This is a genomic window from Streptomyces hyaluromycini, from assembly GCF_002217755.1.
Lineage (GTDB): Bacteria > Actinomycetota > Actinomycetes > Streptomycetales > Streptomycetaceae > Streptomyces > Streptomyces hyaluromycini.
In genome coordinates, this window is the sequence record NZ_BCFL01000037.1 from 39,061 (window position 1) to 58,672 (window position 19,612).

Below are 19,612 nucleotides of genomic sequence, written 5' to 3' on the forward strand. Positions count from 1 at the left end.
GCCCTCGGTCAGCCGTGCCGCTGGTTCAGGAAGCCGTCGACCACTCTGTGGAAGTCGTACGGCCGTTCCTCCTGGAGGTGGTGGGAGGCTTCGTTCATCACGTGCAGGCTCCCCTTGGGGATCATACGGGCGAGCATCAGCGGGTAGTCGGGGGTGAGGAAGGCGTCCTGCATGCCCCACATGAACAGCACGGGGGCCTGGATCGTGCCGAGTTCGGCGGTCAGGTCCTGCCAGTCGCCGCGCGGGTTGTCGGAGGCGCCGGCCAGTGCGGTCTCCTCGGGGTCGAGGCTCTGCTCGTAGCGCAGCCGTACCGTGCCCTCGGGGATCGCGTCGGGGTCGTACCACTCCAGGCGGGCCATCAGCTCGCGCATCTTGGTGAGGGACGGGCCGTCGCCGCCGTAGTAGACGTCCCGGGCGTTGCGGCCGCGGCGGCCGCCCTCCGGGAGCGGGGCGAGCGGGCCGTAGAAGACGGGCATGCTGCCGGTGACCACCAACGACCTGACGCGTTCGGGGTACTTGGCGGCCAGGTTCAGCGCGATGGTGCCGCCCCAGGAGTTGCAGACGAAGTCGGCCCGGTCGATCTCCAGGGCGTCCATCAGGGCCACGGTCTTCGCCGCGTGGTAGTCCCACATGGGGCCCTCGATGACGGGCTTCGCCGACTTGCCGTACTGCAGGATGTCGACCAGGAGACAGCGCCGGCCGGCCGCGAACAGCGGAGCCACCTGCCCGAAGTCCGACCAGCCGGTGCAGCCGGGGCCGCCGCCGTGCAGGAAGATCGTGGGACTGCCCGTGCCCAGCTCGATGTAGTGGTACTTGACGCCGTCCGCCTCCGCGTAGGCGCCCTGCGGGGGCGCCTGGATGTCCATGAGATCCATGAGCGGATCGTGCCGGGCGGTACGGGCGGGTCCAAGCGGGGCGGTCCGCTGAGCGGTCCGGGTCTGTGGCCACGGGGGTGCCTTCCTTCCTAAGGTCCGCCGCATGCTGGATGTGGCGGAGGAAAGAGCCCAGGCGGCGATGGGCCGCTGGGAGGCTCGCTCGCTGGGAGTCGTACGGGCCGAGGCGGCGGCCGAGTTCGCACGGGCCGCCGGGGACAGCGCGCCGGCGCTGGTGGATCCCGCGGACCCCGCCTTCGTGGTGCACCCGATGTACCTCGTCAGCCTGCTGCGGCCCGAACCGGGCGCGGAACCGGGCGAGTTGCGGCCGGACGGCATGTACCGCGACGAGGTGCCGGGCACCGACGGGCTGGACGTACGGCTGATGGCGGGCGGTCAGGCGGTGCGCTGGGTCGGGGAGGTCCGGGTCGGCGATCGCGTCGAGGTACGCCGCGCGGTCACGGCCGTCGACCGGAAACGGCCGGATCTGCTGCTGATCACCGTCGAGAAGACGTACGCCGCCGAGCGCGGGCCCCTCATCGAGGTCACGGAGAGGTTCATCGTGCGATGACAGAGGCGGCGACGACAGAGGCGGCGACAGGGGCTGTGACGGCGAAAGCTGTGACGGCGGAGGCTGCGACGGCGGAGCTGGTGCCCGACGAGGTCATGCTGCTGCGCTTCGGCGCGGTCACCCGCAACACGCACCGCATCCACTACGACACCGCCTTCGCCCGGTCGGAGGGCCTGGCCGGGCCGGTCGTCATGGCACAGCTGCACGGCTGTCTGCTGCACCGGGCGGCCGCGGCCCACGCCGGGCCGGCGGGGCGGGTGCGGGAGGTCTCCTGGCAGAACCGGGCGCCCGCGCACCCCGGCGACCGGCTCACGGTGACGAGCACGGTACGGGACACGGACCCCGTCAGCGGTGAGATCACCCTCGATCTCGTCGAGCACCGCACGGACGGTGCCGTGTGCTGCCGGGGCCACGCCGTCGTCGTACCGGACCGCACCCGGGACTGACCCCGGTCAGGAGAAGTCCAGCACCACCTTCCCCACCGCCTCCCCCGTCCGCAGCCGTTCCACCGCCTCGGCCAGCCGCTCGGGCCGATGCCGTTCGACGGGCAACTCCAGCTCCCCGGCCGCCAGTTCGCCCAGCATCCGGTCGACGTCGGCGGCGACCTCCCGGCCCCGGGTCATCAGGTTCACCGGGAGCAGCGAGACATCGGCGAGCAGGAAGTCCGCGAGGTCGACGGTGAGTTCGCGGCCCGCGGTGTAGCCGACCAGGGCGACCCGGCCGCGCGGCCGGACCAGGCCCAGGGCCGCCCGCAGCACCGGCCCGCCCACGGTGTCGACGACCGCGTCCACCGGCCCGCCCACCGCCTCCGCCGTCAGGTCCCCCGCCAGGACCGCCTTCGCGGCGGCCGGGACCCGGGCCAGCTTGGCGGGCCGCCCGACCACGCCGATCACCTCGGCTCCGGCCCGCGCCGCGACCTGCACGGTCAGCGATCCGACCGCGCCCGCGGCACCGGTGACCAGCACCCGCTCGCCGGGCCGTACGTCCGCCACCGAGTGCACCGCCGCCCAGGCGGTACCGGCCGGGGTGAAGAACCCGCAGGCGAGCGCGGGATCCGTGCCCTCCGGCACCGGGACGGCGGTGGCGTCCGGGACCAGGGCATGGCTCCGCCAGCAGCCGTCCCGGCGCAGGCCGAGCCCCTTGCCGCTGATCCTCACCAGGCTCCCCACCGGGTGGGTGTCGGAGGCGAGCACGAGACCCGCCCCGTTGGTGCCGGGTACGGCGGGCAGGTCCGGCAGGATGCCGAACTTCCCGTCCACCACGTTGAGATCGAGATGGCCGACCTGTGCCGCCAGCATCCGCACGAGGGTCTGGCCCGGCTGTGCTTCCGGCACCGGCCGCTCCAGGAGCCGGGGCAGCACCCCGAACCGTTCGAGGACCAGGGCACTCGACTTGCCGCTCACAGTTTCACTCCGTATCGACGCAGGACCCGGGAGGCCGCGATCCGCAGCACGCGGTCGAAGACGAACCCGAGGATGCCCAGGGTGATGATCCCGACGAACACCCAGTCGATGCGACCGTAGTTGCGGGAGGTCCAGATCAGGGAGCCGAGACCGACCTGGGCGGCGACGATCTCGGCGGAGACGATGGTCAGGAAGCTGTTGCCCATGGCCAGCCGGGCACCGGTGACGATGTGGGGCACGGTCGAGGGCAGCACGATCCCGCGCAGGATCTGCCCCCGGCTCGCGCCCAGGGAGGCGGCGGCGCGCAGCTTGGACTCGCCGACCGACATCACCCCGGCGCTGGTGTTGAGGATGACGATGAAGACGGACGTGTAGAAGATCAGCACGACCTTCGAGGACTCGCCGATGCCCAGCCAGACCACGGCCAGCGTGACGAAGGCGACCGGCGGGATGAACCGGAAGAACTCGATGTACGGCTCCAGGAGCTGGCGTACGACCTTGATCTGGCCGACGAGCAGTCCGGCCGGGACGCCGACGAGCAGTCCGAGGCCCCAGCCGATCAGGATGCGGCGGCTGGAGGCGATGATCGAGTTGGTGAGGGTGCCGTCCGCGGCGAGGTCGCCGGCGGCGGTGAGGGTCTCGTGCGGGGACGCCACGAGCGAGGGGCCGTAGTGCAGGGCCAGGAGCTGCCAGACGCCGAGGCCGACGAGAACGGAGACGGTGTACAGGCCGGCGGCCCGCAGTCCGCGGACCGCCCTGCGCTCGGCGCGCGGTTTCGGCGGGGCGGCCACGGTCACGGTGGTCATGACGTCTCCTCGGGGTCGAGTCCCTGGTCGAGTCCCTGATCAGGTCCTTCGTCGAGTCCCTGGTCGCGCAGGGCCTTGCGGACCTCTTCGCCGATGTCCTGGCGCAGGCTGCGGCGCAGGTCGAGGGCGGCCGGGTCGTCCTCGTCCCGGGGCCGGGGCAGGTCGACGGGGTAGACGGACTTGACGGAGGCCGCCGGGCCCGCCGTCATGACGGCGACCCGGTCCGCCAGCAGGATCGCCTCCTCTATGTCGTGGGTGACGAAGACGACCGTGCAGCCCGAGGCCTGCCAGATGCGGGCCATCTCCTCCTGCATGACCTGCCGGGTCTGCGCGTCGAGCGCGCCGAACGGCTCGTCCATCAGCACGACCCGGGGCTGGTTGGCCAGCACCCGCGCGATCTGCACCCGCTGTCGCATCCCGCCCGAGAGCTGCCCGGGGAACCGGTCGGCGCAGTGCCGCAGTCCGACCAGCCCCAGGTACTCGTCGGCCAGTTCGCTCTGCTCGGCGCGGGAGCGGCCGCGCATCCGGGGGCCGAAGGCCACGTTCTGCCGGACGGTCAGCCAGTCGAAGAGCGCCTCGCTGCTCTGGAACACCATCCCGAGGTCCGGGTCGGGTCCGGTGACCGGCTGCCCGTCGACGGTCAGAGCGCCTTCAAAGGGCCGGACGAAACCCGCCAGGGCCGACAGCAGGGTGGACTTGCCGCAGCCGCTCGGCCCGAGCAGACACAGGAACTCACCGGCGGCGATGTCCAGCGTGATGCCGTCCACGGCGTGGAAGGAGCCGAACCGGATCCCGACGCCGTCGACGCGGACGGCGGCGCCGTGCCCGCCCTCCCGGTTGTCCGTGCCCTCGGTCCGGGCGGGCGCGGGCCCCGTCTGGATGGCCTTCGTCATCGCTCATGATCCCTTCGTGTCGAGTGGGAGGAGGCTTCTGCTGCCGGCCTGTGGCTCCATGAGCACCTCGGAGGGTTGGCGGGGACGCGGCCTGGGGCGGTACCGGGGGTGCGGGGATCTCGCGCACCGTAGACCGCGCCGGGACGTGCGCGCATGGCCGGTGGTCCGCTGAGCGGGACGCCCGCCGCCAAGGGCCGCCGGCGCGTCGGCGGTCTGCTCAGCGGAACGGTTTCGTAGGCCGCCACCGGCCGTGACCCGAAGCTCGTCACCACGCACCGACGGCACCAGGAGGTCACGCACGATGACGACGGGTGAAGGCCCGAAGAACAGGAGCCGGTCCGCGCCGGGGCGGCAGGACTGGTCCTCATGGCCGCACTACGACGGCGCCGCCCAGGGCTTCCGCGGCTACTGGTACCCGGTCACCTGGTCCAGCCACCTGACCGGCAAGCCGCAGCCGTTCACGATCTGCGGCGAGAAGATCACCCTCATCCGGGACGGCGGCACGGCGTACGCCCTGCACAACCGGTGCCCGCACCGCGGGGTGCCGCTGTCCGAGGGCGACCAGCAGTTCCCCGGCACGGTCAGCTGCCCCTACCACGGCTGGACGTTCGACCTGCCCACCGGCAGGCTCAGCGCCGTCATCACCGACGGACCCGGCTGCCGTCTCACCGGCAAGGTGAGCGTACGGACGTACGCGGTCGAGGAGCGCCTCGGCATGGTGTGGGTGTACATCCCGCTGGCCGACGAGGAACCCCACCCCATCGACGAGCAGCTTCCCGAGGAGCTCGTCTCCAACCCCTTCGTGATGGGCGGCCGGATCGAGCCGCGCGGCGGCAACTGGCGGTTCGCCTGCGAGAACGGCTTCGACGAGGGCCACGCCAAGTACCTGCACCGCACGGCCCTGTGGCGGCTCTTCAAGCCGATGCCGACCTGGAACGTCACCAGGATCGTGCCCCGCGGCCGCTGGATCTACCGGGTCCAGGACGAGGTCCACTGGGAGGCCGACTTCCCCGGCGTGGGCCACTGGTCCAACAAGCGCTGGTGGAAGATGCAGCCGCCGAAGGAGACCTTCAACATCGGCAACACCGGCAAGGCGGACAGCATCAACCCGACGATCGAGGCCCAGGACTTCCCCGGCTTCGCGTCCCTGTCCATGCCGGGTGTGCTGCGGATCGTCTACCCCAACTTCATCCACTACGAGTTCTACGTCCCGGTGGACGCCGACCGCCACAACTACGTCGGTGTGATGGTCAACTTCACCGAGGGCTGGTCGACCCTGCGCTTCTACGCCAAGTACCTGGGCGCCATCCGCTGGCTGTTCCACGGCCAGTTCTCCGGCCAGGACGCCTGGATGGTCGACGTCACCGACGCGCCTCCGGAGAAGCTCTACCGCCCCGACGTCTCACTGACCTCCTGGCGGAACCTCAGCGAGGAGGAGTACGCCAAGAAGCTGGCCGGGACCGGGGCCGACTCATCTGCAGAGAAGGAGGCGTGAGCATGCGCCGCATCCTGTTCGCCCTGCTGGCCGGAGCCGCCCTCGCGATCGGGCTGCCGCTGGCCAGACGACGCTTCGAGCGCACCACCATGACCCAGGTACACAGGGTCAACCAGTGAACGCCCTGGCCGGCCTCGACGAGCGGCGCTCCGCCTGGGTCACGGAGGCCTGGCGACACGTCACCGGCACACGCCTGCGCGAACTGATCACCGGCCTGGTCGACATCCCCAGCCCGACGGGCGACGAGGGCCCGCTGGCCCGGCACATCGCGGACACACTCTCAGCGAGCCTGCCCCATACGGCAGTTCAGCCCCTCGACGACCGCCAGGCCAACGCCTGGTCCCGTCTCAAGGGCGACGGCACCGGCCCCGACCTCATGCTCTACGCCCCCATCGACACCCTCACCGTGGGCGACGAGCGCGAGGACCTCCCCTGGATCGGTCCGGAGCTGCGCGAGGACATGCGCCCGCGGGCGAGGGTGTACGACGACCTGGTCGTCGGTCTCGGCGCCTCCAACCCCAAGGGGCACGCGGCCTGCGTGATGATGGCCGCCGAGGCGATCGCGGGCGCCGGCATCCCGCTCGCCGGCGACCTGGTCGCGGCGTTCGGTGCGGGCGGCATGCCCACCAACGCCCGGCCCGGCAGCACCAGGCTCAACACCGGTCAGGGAGTCGGCTGTTCGTTCCTCCTGGAACAGGGCCTGTGGACCGACTACGCGGTCATCGCCAAGCCCGGCTGGACGGTCTCCTGGGACGAGGTCGGCCTGGTCTGGTTCGAGGTCACCGTCCACGGCACCCACACCTACGTCGGCTCGCGCCACCGGCTCCCGTACGACAACGCCGTCGCCCGCGCCGGGGAGGTCGTCCGGCACCTGGAGGAGTGGTTCGCCGAGTACGCCGAGCGGCACACCGGCGGCACGGTCGCCCCGCAGGGCATCGTCTCCTCCGTGCGCGGCGGCTGGCCGCGGATGGCCGCGGTCACCCCGGCCTCCTGCACCCTCATGGTGGACCTGCGGATCGCCCCGGAGACCTCACCGATGCAGGCGAAGCGGGAGTTCCTCGCCGCCCTCGGCGAGTTCGAGGGTGTGACCGCGGAGATGGTGCTCGCCGTTCCCGGCACCCGGACCGACCCGGACAGCTGGATCCGCCGGTCCGCGACCGCCGCGTGGGAGGCCTTCGAGGGCCGCGAGCACGAGGTGATCCGCGGCAACAGCGGTGCCACCGACGCCAACATCCTGCGCGGTCGCGGCATCCCGACGGTGCGCGTCGGCATGCCGAAGGTCCCGCAGGCCGAGGCGCCCTTCGAGATCGACTTCGCGCGCGGGATGAACACCGTCTCCGTGCGGGCGATGGAGAAGCTGACCCGCCACCTGATCCGTACGGCCCTCGACACCGTCACCCGCCCCCGCACAGAGATCCCCGGAGACCCGGCATGACCGAGATCGTCCTGGGTGTCGGCGCGTCGCACAGCACGCTGATGAACACCCACTGGGACCAGACCTTCCACAAGGACCGCGCCGAGCGCTTCCGCGACGCCCTCGCCGAGGCCCGTGACCGGCTGGCCGCCGCCCGCCCGGACACGGTGGTGCTGGTCGGCTCCAACCACTTCCGCGGCTTCTGGCTGGACCTCATCCCGAGCTTCACCCTCGGCGTGGGCGAGTGCGTGGCGAGCGGCGAGTCCGGCACCCCGAAGGGCCCGCAGCGGGTCGACGTCCCGCTGGCCCGGCACCTCGCCGGTTCCCTCGTCGAGGACCACGGTTTCGACATCGCCTTCTCCGCCCGGCTGCAGATCGACCACGGCCAGTCGCACGCGATCCAGTACCTCCTCGACGGACTCGACGTGGAGCTCGTCCCGCTCGTCGTCAACGTCTTCGCGCCGCCGCTGCCGACCCTGGAGCGCTGCGAGCGGCTCGGCCGTGCCATCAGGGAGACGGTCCTGTCCTTCCCGGCGGACCGGCGGGTCGCCGTGATCGGCTCCGGCGGGCTCTCGCACCGGCTGCCCTGGCCGGACTGGCGTGCACCGCACGGCGACGACGAGGAGTTCATGGTCGACGCCTGGCTCAACGGCCGGGAGAACTGGCAGGACTACGACGTCCGCCGCCGCGAGATCATCCGGGCCGCCGAGGCCGCGCTCACCCCTGAGTTCGACGAGGAGTTCCTCAGCCTCGTGGAGCGCGGCGAGACCCGCCGGCTCACCGGCCTCAGCGCCGGGGAGCTGGAGAAGCGGGCCGGGAACGGCGCCCAGGAGATCCGCACCTGGCTGCTCATGGCGGCAGCCCTCGGCCATGTCCCCGGACAGCGGCTGGCCTACGAGCAGATGCCCGAGTGGCTCACCGGCATGGCCGTCACCGTCCTCGATCCCGCGCACCGCGCGTCCCCCGCGTCTCCTGAAGGGCAGTCATGAGCATCTGGACCGAACTGACCGGCACCGACCACCGTCTCGCGTACGTCGACGCCGGCGGCATCCGTACCCGCGCCCTCCAGGCCGGACCGGAGGACGGCGAGCACGTCGTCTTCCTGCACGGCACCACCGGCCACCTGGAGGCCTTCGTCAAGAACATCCCGGTGCACGCCGCGGCCGGCTACCGCGTCCACGCCGTCGACATGCTCGGGCACGGCTACACGGACAAGCCCGACCGGCCCGGCGAGATCCCCGCCTACGTCGATCACCTGCTCGCTTATATGGACGCCGTCGGTGCCGAGCGAGCGCACCTGGTCGGTGAGTCGCTGGGCGGCTGGGTGGCGTCCTGGGCGGCGAGCGAGCACCCGGACCGGGTCGCCTCGCTCCAGCTGCTGTGCATGGGCGGCACGAAGGTCAACCCGCAGGTGATGGAGCGGCTGAAGACCTCGACGCGGGCGGCGGCCCTGGAGGACGACATCTCCCTCACCCGGGAGCGGCTGCGGCTGCTGTGGGCGGAGTGGGACGAGGACCTCGGCGAGGAGCTGACCCGGGTCCGGTACGAGATCTACCACCAGCCCGAGTTCCAGCGGAACCTGCACAACCTGCTGGCCCTCCAGGAGGTCGACCGGCGCGAGCGCAACCTGCTCCGGCCCGACCGCATGGCCCGGATCAAGGCGCCCACCCTCGTGGTCTGGGCCAACAAGAACCCGTTCGGGGACGTCCCGGAGGGCGAGGCCATCGCCGCCGCGATCCCCGGGGCCCGGCTGGAGGTCTTCACCGAGTGCGGGCACTGGCCGCAGCACGAGAAGGCGGAGCTGTACAACCCGCTCAGCCTGGGGTTTCTCGGCGAGGCCCACTGACGGTACGGCGAATTTACACGGGACCTATGGCCTGATGACAGGACACATGGTTCCGTTTCCCGCACGACAGAAGACCGAGTTCCGCATGGCAACGGATTGACCGGGAGGTTCCGCCCATGACCGTCACCACGGTCGGCCGCGCCGACACCACTCCAGCCGAACCCGCACTCGCCGTCCCGCGCGGTTCCGTCATCCCACGGGCCGAGGCTCCCGGCCAGGACACCATGAACTCGGTCCTGGGCAAGGTCAGGCCGATCCTGGAGGCGTTCACCGCCGAGGACGACGCGCTCTCCCTGGCCGAGCTGGTGCGCCGGACCGGGGTGGCCAAGGCGACCGTGCACCGGCTCGCGCAGGAGCTGGTCGTCTGGGGGCTCCTGGAGCGCTCGGGCTGCGACTACCGGCTGGGGCTCAGGCTCTTCGAGATCGGGCAGCGGGTGCACCGGCAGCGGATCCTGCGCGAGGTGGCCCAGCCGTACATGGAGGATCTCCTGCTGGCCACCCAGGAGACCATCCACTTCGCCATCCACGACAGCCTGGACGTCGTGTACCTGGAGAAGATCTTCCCGCACCGCGGTCTGAGCGAGGAGTCCCGGGTGGCGGGCCGGCTGCCGCTGTACTGCACCGCCACCGGCAAGGCGATCCTGGCGTTCTCCCCCGCCTCCCTGTTCGCGGAGGTGGTCCGGAGCGGGATGAAGCCGCTGACGCGGCACACGGTGACCTCGCCGGGGCGGCTGCGGGCCCAGCTGGAGCGGATCCGGGCCGACGGCGTGGCGACCGAGGCGGAGGAGATCCGGCTGGGCTACGCGAGCATGGCGGTGCCCGTCTTCAGCCCCCAGTCCACGCTGGTGGGGGCGCTGTCCATCACCGCGCCCACCTACCGGATGGACGGCCCCGGCCACGCCGTGGCGCTGCGCACGGCCGCCCTGGGCATCGCCAGGTCGCTGCGGTGAGCGCCGTACTGGACGAGGTCCTGGCGCGGGCCCGCGGGCTCGTCGGGGAGTGGGAGAGCGAGGACTGCGGGGTGCTCGCCGTGAAGGACTTCTGCCGGTACGCGGCGGCCCTGAACGACGTCGGCTATCTCCGCCGGGCCCGGGCCCAGGAGGCCGCCGGGGACGAGGTCGCGGCCCCCGCGCTGTTCCTCGCCGGGACGATGAGCTGGCAGGACGGCCCCGTCGAGCACGAGCTGCGCCCGGACGGGCTGGCCGTCCGGGAGTCGCCGTGCACCGAGGGACTGCCGGTCCGCCAGGTGCACGGGGGCCAGACGGTCAGGCTGCGGCAGGCCCCGGTCGCCGGTACCCGGGTGACCGCCGCCCGGGCGGTGACCTCGGCGGACCTGCGGCAGGGCCGGACCGGCGACTTCGTGCTGCTCGGCGTCACGACTCGCTTCACCGCGCAGGACGGCGCCGAACTGATGGCGATGGACGAGACGATCGTCGTACTGGAGGGTCCGTGAGCGGCGCGCCCGCGGCCGGGCAGGTCTGCCCGTCGCGTTCCTACACGCACAGCCCCGTACAGCTGTTCCGGTTCAGCGCCGTGTCGTGGAACTCCCACCGCATCCACTACGACGCCGGGTACGCCGCCTCCGAGGGGTTCCCCGGGGTCGTCGTACAGTCCACCCTGCACGGCGAGACCCTGAGCCGCCGTGCCCTGGACTGGGCCGGGCCGGGGGCGGCGCTGGAGTCGGTGAGCTGGCGCAACCGGGCCACCGCCGTGGCCGGCGAGCCGCTCACCTGGACGGGGACGGTCCGTGCGGCCGAGCCCTGTGACGGGGGAACGCGGGTGACGCTCGACGTCGCCGTGGTCAAGGGCGACGGCGTCCCCTGTGTCACAGGGCTCGTGGAACTCAGCTGGCGTGCCGGCCGTACCAGCCCTTGAGCAGGGCGGTGTCGAGGTCGGGGGACTTCTTGACCAGCTTCTGATCGAGGAGGAAGCCGACGATCTTCTGTGCCGAGGTGACGTCGGCGCTGTCGATGCCGCGGGCGGAGAAGGTGATTTCCGGGAGCACCTTCTCCGTGTCCGCGACGGGGAGTTTCACCTGCTTGCTGGTGGCCTCGGCGGCCGCCTCGGGGTCGGAGGTGACCAGCCGGTCCGCCTGGGCGACGGCCTTGAAGACCTTGCCCGCGGTGTCCTCGTTGTCCTTGAGCCAGGACTGGTCGGCCAGCAGCCACTGCACGTAGCGCACCCCGAAGTCGCCGATGCGGGCGGTGATGTGGCCGCCGGACGCGGCGCCCTTGGCCGCCCAGGGCTCGTACAGCACGTAGCCGTCGATCGAGCCGCGCTCCAGCATGCCGGGCATCTCCGGGGCCGAACTCTGCAGGATCTTCACGGACTTCGGGTCGATGCCGTTGTGCAGCAGGTACTGGTGGGTGGCGTACAGGCCGAGTCCGCCGATCGACGCCATGGTCCTGATCTTCCTGGGCGAGGTGATCCCGTCGCGGAGGACGACCTTGAGGTAGCGGTCGGAGGACTGGAAGACGCCGAGGGCGCGCAGTCCGGGGTCGGTGACCATGAGGGGCAGAGCGGTCGAGTCGGCGTTGGCCGCGATCTGCGCGGTGCCCGCGGTCACGGCCTGGGAGGCGGCGGGTCCGCCCTCCGTCTTCACCAGTTCCACATTGACGCCCGCCTTCTTGAACAGCCCGCGTTCCTCCGCGAGATAGAAGGGGGCGTACGAGGCGTCGATGCCGAGGGCCACCCGCACCGTCGGCAGTCCCGCCGCCGACACCCCCGTCGAGTCCGTCGACCCTGCCGTACAGGCCGTGGTCAGGAACAGGGCGAGTGCCGCCCCGACGACACCTCTCCTGCCGATCGCGTCCTTGTGCATGTCGCCCTCCCGGCGTCGTGCTGCATGGGTGGGAGGACGGTCCCAGTGCCGGGCCGGGACGCGTGAGCGAAGCGTCCTGCTGGCCGGAACGGAGCGGGGCGGGCGAAGGGGCGCGGGCGCAGCGTCCTGCTCACCGGAACGGAGCGGGGCGGGCGAAGGGGCGCGGGCGGAGCGTCCTGCTCACCGGAACGGAACCGTAGGACGGTATCCGGCCCCGCTCCTACGCTCCCGGGCCATGAGCGTTCTCACCGACGTGCCGACGAGCACGCACGAACCCGGCACGATCGAGACGGACATCCTGATCGTCGGCGCCGGGCCGGCCGGCCTCTACGGCGCCTACTACGCTGGCTTCCGCGGACTGCGCGTCGCCGTCATGGACGTCCTGCCGCAGCCGGGCGGCCAGATCAGCGCCATGTACCCCGAGAAGCCCATCCACGACATCGCGGGGTTCCCGGCGGTGCGCGGCCGGGACCTGGTGGCCAACCTGGTCGCGCAGGCCGAGCCGTACGGTCCGCGCTATCTGCTCGGTCACCGGGCCGTGGAGCTGGCCCACGGGCCCGATCTGTACCCGGTCGTGCGCAGCGACCGCGGGGCCGTGGTCCGGGCCGGGGCGGTGGTCGTCACGGGCGGGGTGGGCACCTTCACGCCCCGGGCGCTGCCGGCCGGCGAGGACTTCCTCGGGCGCGGCCAGGTGTACTTCGTACCGGACCCGGCCGAGCACACCGGCCAGGACGTGGTGGTCGTCGGCGGCGGTGACAGCGCCTTCGACTGGGCCGCGGTCCTCGCCCCGGTCGCCCGGTCCGTGCGGCTCGTGCACCGCACCGCCCGCTTCCGCGCCCACCAGGCGAGCGTGGCGAAGGTCCGTGACCTCGGCATCGAGATCATCACCGACACCGAGGTGAGCGCCCTGCACGGCACCGCGCACGTGGAGCGGGTGGAGCTGCGGCACCGCACCACCAAGGCCGTCCGGGAGGTCCCGGCGCGGACGGTGGTCGCGGCCCTCGGCTTCGTCGCCGACCTGGGCCCGCTCCAGCACTGGGGACTGGCCCTGAACGCCCGCCGCATCGCGGTGGACACGCGCATGGCCACCAACCTGCCCCGGGTCTTCGCCGCCGGGGACATCACCGACTACCCCGGCAAGGTGCGCCTGATCGCCGTGGGCTTCGGCGAGGTCGCCACCGCCGTGAACAACGCGGCCACCGTCCTCGACCCCGAGGCCGCGCTGTTCCCCGGCCACTCGACGGACACCTGAGGAGGACTGACATGGCCTACGTCATCGGACCGACCTGCGTCGACATCATGGACCGCTCCTGCGTGGAGGAGTGCCCCGTCGACTGCATCTACGAGGGCGAACGAAAGCTCTACATCAACCCCGCCGAGTGCATCGACTGCGGTGCCTGCGAGACGGCCTGCCCGGAGCAGGCGATCACCGTGGACCGGCTCGCCGACCCCGAGTTCCGCGCCGACAACAAGCGGTTCTTCGAGCAGACCCTGCCGGGGCGGGCGGCGCCGCTGGGGTCGCCGGGCGGTGCGAACGGGCTCGGCCCGGTGGGCGTCGACACCCCGCTGGTGGAGGCCCGTCGATGAGGGTCGGCATCCGCGTCCCGCCCTGCGACCGGGCCGACCGCGTGCTGGAGACCGTACGGCGGGCGGAGCGGCTCGGCTTCGACGACGTCTGGTTCCCGGACTCCCAGCTGCTGTGGCGGGACGTGTTCACCACGCTCACCGCGGCCGCCCTCGGCACCGACCGCATCGGCCTGGGCACCGCGGTCACCAACCTCGCGACCCGCCACCCGGCCGTGGTGGCCTCCGCCGCCCGCAGCGTCGCCGAACTCGCCCCGGGCCGCTTCACGCTCGGCCTCGGCGTCGGCAACAGCTCGGTCGGCCCGGTCGGACTGCGGCAGAGCACCTCGGCGGCGATCCGCGAGGGCATCGGCATGCTGCGCGCCCTGCTCGCGGGCGAGGAGTGGGAGTTCCCGGGCGGGGTCCGCTCACGCCTGCGCGACCCGGACCCCGGGATCCCCCTGCACCTGGCCGCGAGCGGGCCGAGGAACCTGCGTCTGGCCGGGGAGATCGCCGACGGCGTCATCCTGCTCAGCGGGGTCTCCCCGCGGACTCTCGCCCAGGCCACCGCCCGGGTCCGGGAGGGAGCCGCCGGACGCGAGGGACGGCTCCCGCTCACCGTCTCCGCGTTCTGCGCCGTCACCGACGACGTCGAGGCCGAGGCGCGCCGGCTCAAGCCGATCTGCGCCTCGATCGCGCAGAACGGCGGAGCGCCCTTCCTCGCCCTCGCCGGCATCGACGTCCACGTGCCGGAAAAGGTCGAGGGCATCTACCCCGACCTGGTCCACGCGGAGGACTGGAAGGCCGCCGTCGACATCTGCTCGGCCTGGATCAGCGACGAGAACGCACTCCGGTTCGCCGAGGAGTTCTGCCTGTTCGGCACCGCCGACGAGATCGCCGCCCGGCTCCGCGCCCTGCCCGCGAGCGGCGTCACCGGCGTGTTCCTCCAGCACGTCGGCTCCTACGACCCGCCCGCCGACCTGATCGAGGCGGTGGGCGGCGCCGTGCTGCCCCAACTCAACTGAGGGAGAAGACCGTGCGAAAAGGCTATGTGCCCAGCAGTTTCGGCCAGTTGCACTACGTCGAGTGCGGTGACGCGGCCGGTGAACCCGTCCTGATGCTCCATCAGACGCCGCGCTCGTGGACCGAGTACCTCGACGTGCTGCCCCTGGTCGGCGCCGAGCGGCGGGCCGTCGCCATGGACACCCTCGGCTTCGGCGCCTCCGCCAGGCCCGAGGGACCGTTCTCCATCGAGCTGTTCGCCGACGCGGCCGAGGAGTTGGCGGACGCGCTCGGCCTGGACCGCTTCCACCTGGTCGGCCATCACACCGGCGGGGTGATCGCGGTGGAACTCGCCGCCCGCCTCCAGGACCGGGTGGCCAGCCTCCTGCTGTCCGCCACCCCGTTCGTCGACGACGAGAAGCGCCGGACGGCCGCCGCACGCAAGCCCGTCGACCACGTGGACCCCGTGCCCGACGGCTCACATCTCCTCGATTTGTGGAACCGGCGGCGCGGCTTCTACGAGGAGGGCCAGGAGGCCGCGCTCACCCGGTTCATGGTGGACGCGCTGAGCGTCCTCGACCGCGTCGAGGAGGGCCATGTGGCCGTCCGCGCCTACGAGATGGACCGCCGGCTGCCGCACATCACCGCCCGCGTCCTCGCCGTCTGCGCGCCCGGCGACCACTACTCCCTGCCCGCCCTGGAGAAGTTCGCGGCCGCCCTCGGCTGCGAGACCCGGGTGCTGTCCGGCGGGCACGTGCCACTCCCCGAGCAGTTGCCCGGGGAGTTCGCGAAGGTCGTGCTGGAATGGACGGCGGCCGGGTAACCCGGTCACTTCAGGCCGATGTGCGCACCCGGACCCAGCGGCAGGTCGAAGCCGTAGAAGACGCCCAGGATGGCCAGCCAGACCACCAGGAACGGCACGGTGAAGATCGCCAGCCGGGAGATGAGGGTGCCGAGGCGGGCATCGGGTTCGTAGCGGCGGAGCATCGCGAGGAGCAGGAAGACGTACGGGTTCATCGGCGTGATGATGCCGGTGGCCGAGTCGCCGATGCGGAACGCCGCCTGGCTGAGGGCCGGGCTCATGCCGAGCAGCATGAACGCCGGTACGAACACCGGCCCCACCAGCGACCACAGCGCCGACCCGGAGACGATGAACAGGTTCAGGCAGGCGGCGAGGAGCACGAACGCGACCAGCGCCCAGAAGCCGGTCAGGCCGATCGCGTCCAGGCCGGCCGCCGCCTTCACCGCCAGCAGGATGCCGACGTTGGACCAGTTGAACAGGGCGATGACCTGGGAGGCCACGAACATCAGGACGAGGTAGCCGGCCATGTTCTGCACGGAGCCGGTCATCGCGGTGACCACGCCCTCCGAACCGCTCAGCGCCTTGACCGTGAAGCCGTAGGTCAGGCCGGCCAGCAGGAACGCCCCGAACAGCACCGGCACGATGCCGGTCAGCAGCGGGGAGGGCACCAGCGCCCCGCCGTCGCCGCGCAGCGGGGCGCCCTCGGGCAGCCACAGCGACAGCACCGCGGCCGCGTACGCGAGGACGACGAGCGCGGTGTACAGCAGCCCCCGGCGCTCGACGGGGGTGAGGGCGAGGTTCTGCTCCTCCTCCGGTTCGTCGGCGGAGGGCTCGTAGGTGCCCAGGCGGGGTTCCAAAACGCGGCTGATGAGGAAGCCGCCCAGCAGGCCCAGGACCAGGCTGCTGGAGGCGGTGAAGAAGTAGTTGATCAGGAGGTTGAGGTCGAGGCCCTTGGCGGCGGGCAGGACCGCGGCCGCCTGCTGGGTGATGCCGATGTAGAGGGCGTCCAGCGAGCCGATCGTGAACCCGGCCGCATAGCCCGCGCCGACGCACGCGAAGCCGCCGATCAGACCGGCCACCGGATGACGGCCCGCGCTCTTGAACACCACGGCGGCCAGCGGCGGCAGCACGATCGCGGCCACATCGCTGATCATGTGCGCCTGGCAGGCGACCAGAGCGACCAGGTAGGGCAGCAGCGCCCGGGGCGCGCGGGCCAGGGTGGCCCGCATGACGGTCTCCAGGAGTCCGGCCTTCTCGGCGACCCCCACCGCCATGATCATGAGCAGTACGGCGGCGACGGGCGGGAAGGTCGCGAAGTTGGTGACGAGGTTCTCCGTCAGCCAGCGCACGCCCTCGCCGGTGAACAGCCCCGCGATCGGCTTGGTGTCGGTGGTGCCGGGGACGGTGACGTGCACGTCGCCGACCGCGAGCGCGGTGGAGACCACGGCCAGCAGCAGGAAGAGGGCGGTGAACAGCAGGATCGGGTTGGGGAGCGCGTTGCCGGCGCGTTCGATCAGCGCGAGCACCCGGTCGACGCCGCTGGGCCGCCGTCTGTCCGGGGACTCGCTCGGGGCGGGGAGGTCGGTGAGTGAGGACATCAGAGCCGCCCTTCCGTCGCTGTCGGCAGGAGGTCCTTGCGTACGACGCCGTCCTGGACGACGCAGACGATGTTCGCGGGGTCACCGAGGACGCCGATGTCCCGGAGCGGGTCCCCGTCGCAGAGGATCAGGTCGGCGGTGCGGCCTGCGGTGAGGGTACCGAGGCGGTCGGCGACGCCGAGGAGTTCGGCGGCGGTGCGGGTGCCGGCGACGATGGCGGCCATCGGGTCCATGCCGAGGTCCACCAGGTAGGAGAGCTCCATCAGGTTCACCCCGTGCGGGCCGACGGCCGCGTCCGTGCCGAGGGCGATCCGGGCACCGTACTCGACGGCCCGTGCGATGTTCTCCTTCGTCACGCCGGACCAGCGGGTCTTCTTCTGGTAGTGGTAGTCGGGCATCGTGTCCTTGTTGATGCCCGCGTAGACGGTGGACAGCGTCGGTACGACGAACACCCCGCGCTCTGCGGCCAGGTCGAGGGCGCGCTCGTCGAGGCCGTAGCCGTGCTCGATGCTGGTGACGCCGCCGCGGAGGGCGTTGAGGATGCCCGCGTTGCCCTGGGCGTGCGCGGCGACCGGCTTGCCGCCGTGCCGGCGGGCCTCGTCCACGACGGCCCGGATCTCCTCCTCCAGGAGGCCCTCGTCGTCGGGGTCGTCGTACGGGCTGCCCATGCCGCCGGTGGCGCAGACCTTCACCAGGTCGGCGCCGTCGCGCAGCACCCGGCGCACCGCGAGCCGGGCCGCCGCCGTGTCGTCGGCGATCTCGGACATCCCGGCGCTCAGATCGGTCCCGTCGGGCAGCCGGACGTCGGCGTGGCCGCCGGTGTGGCTGATGATGCGGACGGCGGTGTGCAGCCGGGGGCCGACGACCCGGCCGGTCTCGACGGCCGTACGGAAGCCCGCCGACAGGCCGCCGAGGTCGCGGGCGGTGGTGATGCCGGCGTCGAGGGTCCGGCGCAGCCGGGTGACGGTGTCGAGGGTGACCAGCACCGGGTCGAGTTCGGCGCGGCGGCCGGGTGCCGCGCCGTGGGCGTAGGCGAGGTGGACGTGACAGTCGAAGAAACCTGGCAGTACCGTGCGGTCATCCGCGTCGAGGACCCGCTCACCGGCGGCGGGCGGGGCGGTCGCGGCGGGACCGGCATAGGTGATCGTGCCCTGGGCATCGATGGTCACCACGGCGTCGTCCACCGGGGCGGCGCCGGTGCCGTCGATGAGGCGGGCTCGCTGGATCCGCAGAGCGGTCCGGGGGGCGGTGGGATCCGTCATGGGGTGCGGACACTCCTCCTCTGTCGAGAACAGCCGAGAACACACAGGGGCAGTCGGGGACGGTCAGAGACAGTCGGGGACAGGAGAAGGGAGTGTGGAATGCCGAGGAAAACCTGGTGTGACGATGCAGACTTCGCGCCGGATTCCCGGACCGCGCGCAGGGATGCGCCACTCCTGGGGGTGCAGGATTGTGCCGCCCCGGAACCGGAACCGGACCTCGACGAGCTGGACCGGTGTGTGGTGCACGCCCTGCAGATCCACCCCCGGGCGCCGTGGACGCTCGTCGGCGAGGTGCTCGGGGTCAACCCGGTCACCGCGGCCCGGCGCTGGCAGCGGCTCCAGGAGGCGGGCCTGGCCTGGGTGACCGCCTATCCCCGGCTGTACGACCCGCGGATCGTGGTGACCGGGACCGTCGAGGTGGACGCCGAGCCGGGCGCCGCCGAGGACGTGGCGCAGGCCATCGCGCAGGACCCGGCGGTGCCCAACATCAAGCTCACGGCGGGCGGCCGGGACCTGGTGGCCGCGGTGCAGACCCGCAGCCTGGACGAACTGGCCCGCCTCACCACCTCGCTCTTCCAGCGGACGCCGGGGGTGCGGGCGACCCGTACGCATGTCTCGACCGGCGTCTCGACGGAGGGCAGCCGTTGGCGGCTGCGCAGCCTGGACGAGGCCCAGACGGCCCGCCTGGAGGCGGCGCTCCCCCCGTCCGGGCCGACGGCGGCCCCGGCCGAGCCGCGCTGGGAGGAGCTGGACACCCGCCTGCTCGAACTGCTCAGCGTGGACGGCCGGATGTCGTTGCGCGACCTGGCGGCGGCCACCGAAACCAGCCTCACCACGCTGCGCCGCCGGGTGCAGTCGCTGCTCGCCTCCCGGCTCTGCCTGCGCTGCGACCTGGCCCGGCCGCTGTCGGGCTGGCCGCTGTCCGCCGTCTACTTCGCCTCGGTGCCGGGCCAGTACGTCGAGGAGACCAGCAGGGTGCTGGCCGGGGTGCGCGAGGTCCGCTCGTGCTCGATCACGGCCGGGCCGTACAACCTGGTGATCGACGTCTGGCTCCGCGATCTGCGCGATGTGCACGCCTTCGAGGCCCACCTGTCCCGCAGGCTGCCCCGGCTGACCGTGGCCGACCGCTCGGTGGTGCTGCGCACGGTCAAGCACATGGGCCGGCTGCTCGACCACGACGGCCGCTGCGTGGGGGTGGTCCCGCTGCGCAACCCCCAGGTCGCCGGCGTGCGCCGCGCGCTCGGTTCGGCTGCCCGGACGTGAG

The 19,612-nt window shown here is 72.2% G+C and carries 21 protein-coding genes; 14 read left to right on the forward strand and 7 right to left on the reverse strand.

Annotation, left to right across the window (positions count from 1 at the left end):
* Positions 1-8: 8 nt before the first annotated feature.
* Positions 9-875, reverse strand: a complete 867-nt coding sequence (locus tag SSP29_RS46870) for an alpha/beta fold hydrolase (protein ID WP_089107121.1) — start codon at positions 873-875, stop codon at positions 9-11.
* Between the two features lie 103 nt (positions 876-978).
* Between SSP29_RS46870 and SSP29_RS46875 the strand changes: the two genes are divergently transcribed.
* Positions 979-1,443 (forward strand): FAS1-like dehydratase domain-containing protein, encoded by a 465-nt coding sequence (locus SSP29_RS46875; protein ID WP_089107122.1) that lies wholly within the window; start codon positions 979-981, stop codon positions 1,441-1,443.
* Positions 1,440-1,889 carry a MaoC family dehydratase gene (locus SSP29_RS46880; protein ID WP_107436446.1) on the forward strand — a complete coding sequence of 150 codons (450 nt, stop codon included), beginning with the start codon at positions 1,440-1,442 and terminating at the stop codon, positions 1,887-1,889. The genes SSP29_RS46875 and SSP29_RS46880 overlap by 4 nt, the downstream gene beginning before the upstream one ends.
* Before the next feature lie 6 nt (positions 1,890-1,895).
* Here SSP29_RS46880 and SSP29_RS46885 read toward each other — a convergent pair whose 3' ends face one another.
* Genes SSP29_RS46885 through SSP29_RS46895 form a run of 3 tightly spaced genes read right to left on the reverse strand, consistent with a single transcriptional unit; the run spans position 1,896 to position 4,545 of the window.
* A complete protein-coding gene (locus SSP29_RS46885) occupies positions 1,896-2,846 on the reverse strand; it encodes a quinone oxidoreductase family protein (protein ID WP_089107124.1) in 951 nt (316 codons plus the stop codon).
* Entirely contained in the window at positions 2,843-3,652 is an 810-nt protein-coding gene (locus SSP29_RS46890) for an ABC transporter permease (protein ID WP_089107125.1), read from the reverse strand. The genes SSP29_RS46885 and SSP29_RS46890 overlap by 4 nt, the downstream gene beginning before the upstream one ends.
* Positions 3,649-4,545, reverse strand: coding sequence for an ABC transporter ATP-binding protein (locus SSP29_RS46895; RefSeq protein ID WP_089107126.1), 897 nt, complete (start codon positions 4,543-4,545; stop codon positions 3,649-3,651). The genes SSP29_RS46890 and SSP29_RS46895 overlap by 4 nt, the downstream gene beginning before the upstream one ends.
* A 301-nt stretch (positions 4,546-4,846) precedes the next feature.
* Between SSP29_RS46895 and SSP29_RS46900 the strand changes: the two genes are divergently transcribed.
* The 7 genes from SSP29_RS46900 to SSP29_RS46930 all read left to right on the forward strand — a co-directional run bounded on the left by SSP29_RS46900 (position 4,847) and on the right by SSP29_RS46930 (position 11,175).
* Positions 4,847-6,040 (forward strand): aromatic ring-hydroxylating oxygenase subunit alpha, encoded by a 1,194-nt coding sequence (locus SSP29_RS46900; RefSeq protein ID WP_089107127.1) that lies wholly within the window; start codon positions 4,847-4,849, stop codon positions 6,038-6,040.
* Positions 6,041-6,164: 124 nt separating this feature from the next.
* Positions 6,165-7,475 (forward strand): M20 family metallopeptidase, encoded by a 1,311-nt coding sequence (locus SSP29_RS46905; protein ID WP_174856067.1) that lies wholly within the window; start codon positions 6,165-6,167, stop codon positions 7,473-7,475.
* Positions 7,472-8,443, forward strand: a complete 972-nt coding sequence (locus tag SSP29_RS46910) for a DODA-type extradiol aromatic ring-opening family dioxygenase (protein WP_089107129.1) — start codon at positions 7,472-7,474, stop codon at positions 8,441-8,443. The genes SSP29_RS46905 and SSP29_RS46910 overlap by 4 nt, the downstream gene beginning before the upstream one ends.
* Complete coding sequence (locus tag SSP29_RS46915; RefSeq protein ID WP_089107130.1) at positions 8,440-9,300, forward strand: alpha/beta fold hydrolase; 861 nt, start codon at positions 8,440-8,442, stop codon at positions 9,298-9,300. The genes SSP29_RS46910 and SSP29_RS46915 overlap by 4 nt, the downstream gene beginning before the upstream one ends.
* Positions 9,301-9,416: 116 nt before the next feature.
* Positions 9,417-10,250: an IclR family transcriptional regulator gene (locus SSP29_RS46920; protein ID WP_089107131.1), complete on the forward strand. Its 834-nt coding sequence runs from the start codon at positions 9,417-9,419 to the stop codon at positions 10,248-10,250.
* Positions 10,247-10,753 (forward strand): FAS1-like dehydratase domain-containing protein, encoded by a 507-nt coding sequence (locus SSP29_RS46925; protein ID WP_089107132.1) that lies wholly within the window; start codon positions 10,247-10,249, stop codon positions 10,751-10,753. The genes SSP29_RS46920 and SSP29_RS46925 overlap by 4 nt, the downstream gene beginning before the upstream one ends.
* A complete protein-coding gene (locus SSP29_RS46930) occupies positions 10,750-11,175 on the forward strand; it encodes a hotdog family protein (RefSeq protein WP_089107133.1) in 426 nt (141 codons plus the stop codon). Before SSP29_RS46925 ends, SSP29_RS46930 begins: the two co-directional genes overlap by 4 nt.
* Here the strand turns inward: SSP29_RS46930 and SSP29_RS46935 are convergent.
* Positions 11,144-12,121 carry an ABC transporter substrate-binding protein gene (locus SSP29_RS46935; RefSeq protein WP_089107134.1) on the reverse strand — a complete coding sequence of 326 codons (978 nt, stop codon included), beginning with the start codon at positions 12,119-12,121 and terminating at the stop codon, positions 11,144-11,146. The two genes, SSP29_RS46930 and SSP29_RS46935, sit on opposite strands and share 32 nt — an antisense overlap.
* Positions 12,122-12,356: 235 nt before the next feature.
* On the opposite strand from SSP29_RS46935, the gene SSP29_RS46940 reads away from it, so the two are divergent.
* From SSP29_RS46940 to SSP29_RS46955, 4 genes are read left to right on the forward strand one after another with little or no spacing between them, the layout of a single operon-like run.
* Positions 12,357-13,373: an NAD(P)/FAD-dependent oxidoreductase gene (locus SSP29_RS46940; protein WP_089107135.1), complete on the forward strand. Its 1,017-nt coding sequence runs from the start codon at positions 12,357-12,359 to the stop codon at positions 13,371-13,373.
* Between the two features lie 11 nt (positions 13,374-13,384).
* The gene (fdxA, locus tag SSP29_RS46945) at positions 13,385-13,708 is read left to right on the forward strand and encodes a ferredoxin (RefSeq protein WP_089107136.1); all 324 of its coding nucleotides are present in this window, start codon (positions 13,385-13,387) and stop codon (positions 13,706-13,708) included.
* Positions 13,705-14,709: an LLM class flavin-dependent oxidoreductase gene (locus SSP29_RS46950; RefSeq protein WP_089107137.1), complete on the forward strand. Its 1,005-nt coding sequence runs from the start codon at positions 13,705-13,707 to the stop codon at positions 14,707-14,709. The genes fdxA and SSP29_RS46950 overlap by 4 nt, the downstream gene beginning before the upstream one ends.
* Positions 14,710-14,720: 11 nt before the next feature.
* Positions 14,721-15,509, forward strand: coding sequence for an alpha/beta fold hydrolase (locus tag SSP29_RS46955; protein WP_150136293.1), 789 nt, complete (start codon positions 14,721-14,723; stop codon positions 15,507-15,509).
* A 5-nt stretch (positions 15,510-15,514) separates the two neighbouring features.
* On the opposite strand, the gene SSP29_RS46960 is transcribed toward SSP29_RS46955, so the two are convergent.
* Together SSP29_RS46960 and SSP29_RS46965 are read right to left on the reverse strand one after the other, a co-directional pair.
* Positions 15,515-17,086, reverse strand: a complete 1,572-nt coding sequence (locus tag SSP29_RS46960; RefSeq protein WP_089107138.1) for an AbgT family transporter — start codon at positions 17,084-17,086, stop codon at positions 15,515-15,517.
* Positions 17,086-18,348, reverse strand: a complete 1,263-nt coding sequence (locus SSP29_RS46965; protein ID WP_089107139.1) for a metal-dependent hydrolase family protein — start codon at positions 18,346-18,348, stop codon at positions 17,086-17,088. Before SSP29_RS46965 ends, SSP29_RS46960 begins: the two co-directional genes overlap by 1 nt.
* Before the next feature lie 180 nt (positions 18,349-18,528).
* On the opposite strand from SSP29_RS46965, the gene SSP29_RS46970 reads away from it, so the two are divergent.
* Positions 18,529-19,611 carry an Lrp/AsnC family transcriptional regulator gene (locus SSP29_RS46970; protein WP_245883563.1) on the forward strand — a complete coding sequence of 361 codons (1,083 nt, stop codon included), beginning with the start codon at positions 18,529-18,531 and terminating at the stop codon, positions 19,609-19,611.
* Position 19,612 lies beyond the last annotated feature (1 nt).

Bases quoted from the DNA above. Each gene is read 5' to 3' on its own strand.
- SSP29_RS46870 (WP_089107121.1), bottom strand. From the start codon at position 875: ATGGATCTCATGGACATCCAGGCGCCCCCGCAGGGCGCCTACGCGGAG.
- SSP29_RS46875 (WP_089107122.1), top strand. From the start codon at position 979: ATGCTGGATGTGGCGGAGGAAAGAGCCCAGGCGGCGATGGGCCGCTGG.
- SSP29_RS46880 (WP_107436446.1), top strand. From the start codon at position 1,440: ATGACAGAGGCGGCGACGACAGAGGCGGCGACAGGGGCTGTGACGGCG.
- SSP29_RS46890 (WP_089107125.1), bottom strand. From the start codon at position 3,652: ATGACCACCGTGACCGTGGCCGCCCCGCCGAAACCGCGCGCCGAGCGC.
- SSP29_RS46895 (WP_089107126.1), bottom strand. From the start codon at position 4,545: ATGACGAAGGCCATCCAGACGGGGCCCGCGCCCGCCCGGACCGAGGGC.
- SSP29_RS46900 (WP_089107127.1), top strand. From the start codon at position 4,847: ATGACGACGGGTGAAGGCCCGAAGAACAGGAGCCGGTCCGCGCCGGGG.
- SSP29_RS46910 (WP_089107129.1), top strand. From the start codon at position 7,472: ATGACCGAGATCGTCCTGGGTGTCGGCGCGTCGCACAGCACGCTGATG.
- SSP29_RS46915 (WP_089107130.1), top strand. From the start codon at position 8,440: ATGAGCATCTGGACCGAACTGACCGGCACCGACCACCGTCTCGCGTAC.
- SSP29_RS46920 (WP_089107131.1), top strand. From the start codon at position 9,417: ATGACCGTCACCACGGTCGGCCGCGCCGACACCACTCCAGCCGAACCC.
- SSP29_RS46935 (WP_089107134.1), bottom strand. From the start codon at position 12,121: ATGCACAAGGACGCGATCGGCAGGAGAGGTGTCGTCGGGGCGGCACTC.
- SSP29_RS46940 (WP_089107135.1), top strand. From the start codon at position 12,357: ATGAGCGTTCTCACCGACGTGCCGACGAGCACGCACGAACCCGGCACG.
- fdxA (WP_089107136.1), top strand. From the start codon at position 13,385: ATGGCCTACGTCATCGGACCGACCTGCGTCGACATCATGGACCGCTCC.
- SSP29_RS46950 (WP_089107137.1), top strand. From the start codon at position 13,705: ATGAGGGTCGGCATCCGCGTCCCGCCCTGCGACCGGGCCGACCGCGTG.
- SSP29_RS46960 (WP_089107138.1), bottom strand. From the start codon at position 17,086: ATGTCCTCACTCACCGACCTCCCCGCCCCGAGCGAGTCCCCGGACAGA.
- SSP29_RS46965 (WP_089107139.1), bottom strand. From the start codon at position 18,348: ATGACGGATCCCACCGCCCCCCGGACCGCTCTGCGGATCCAGCGAGCC.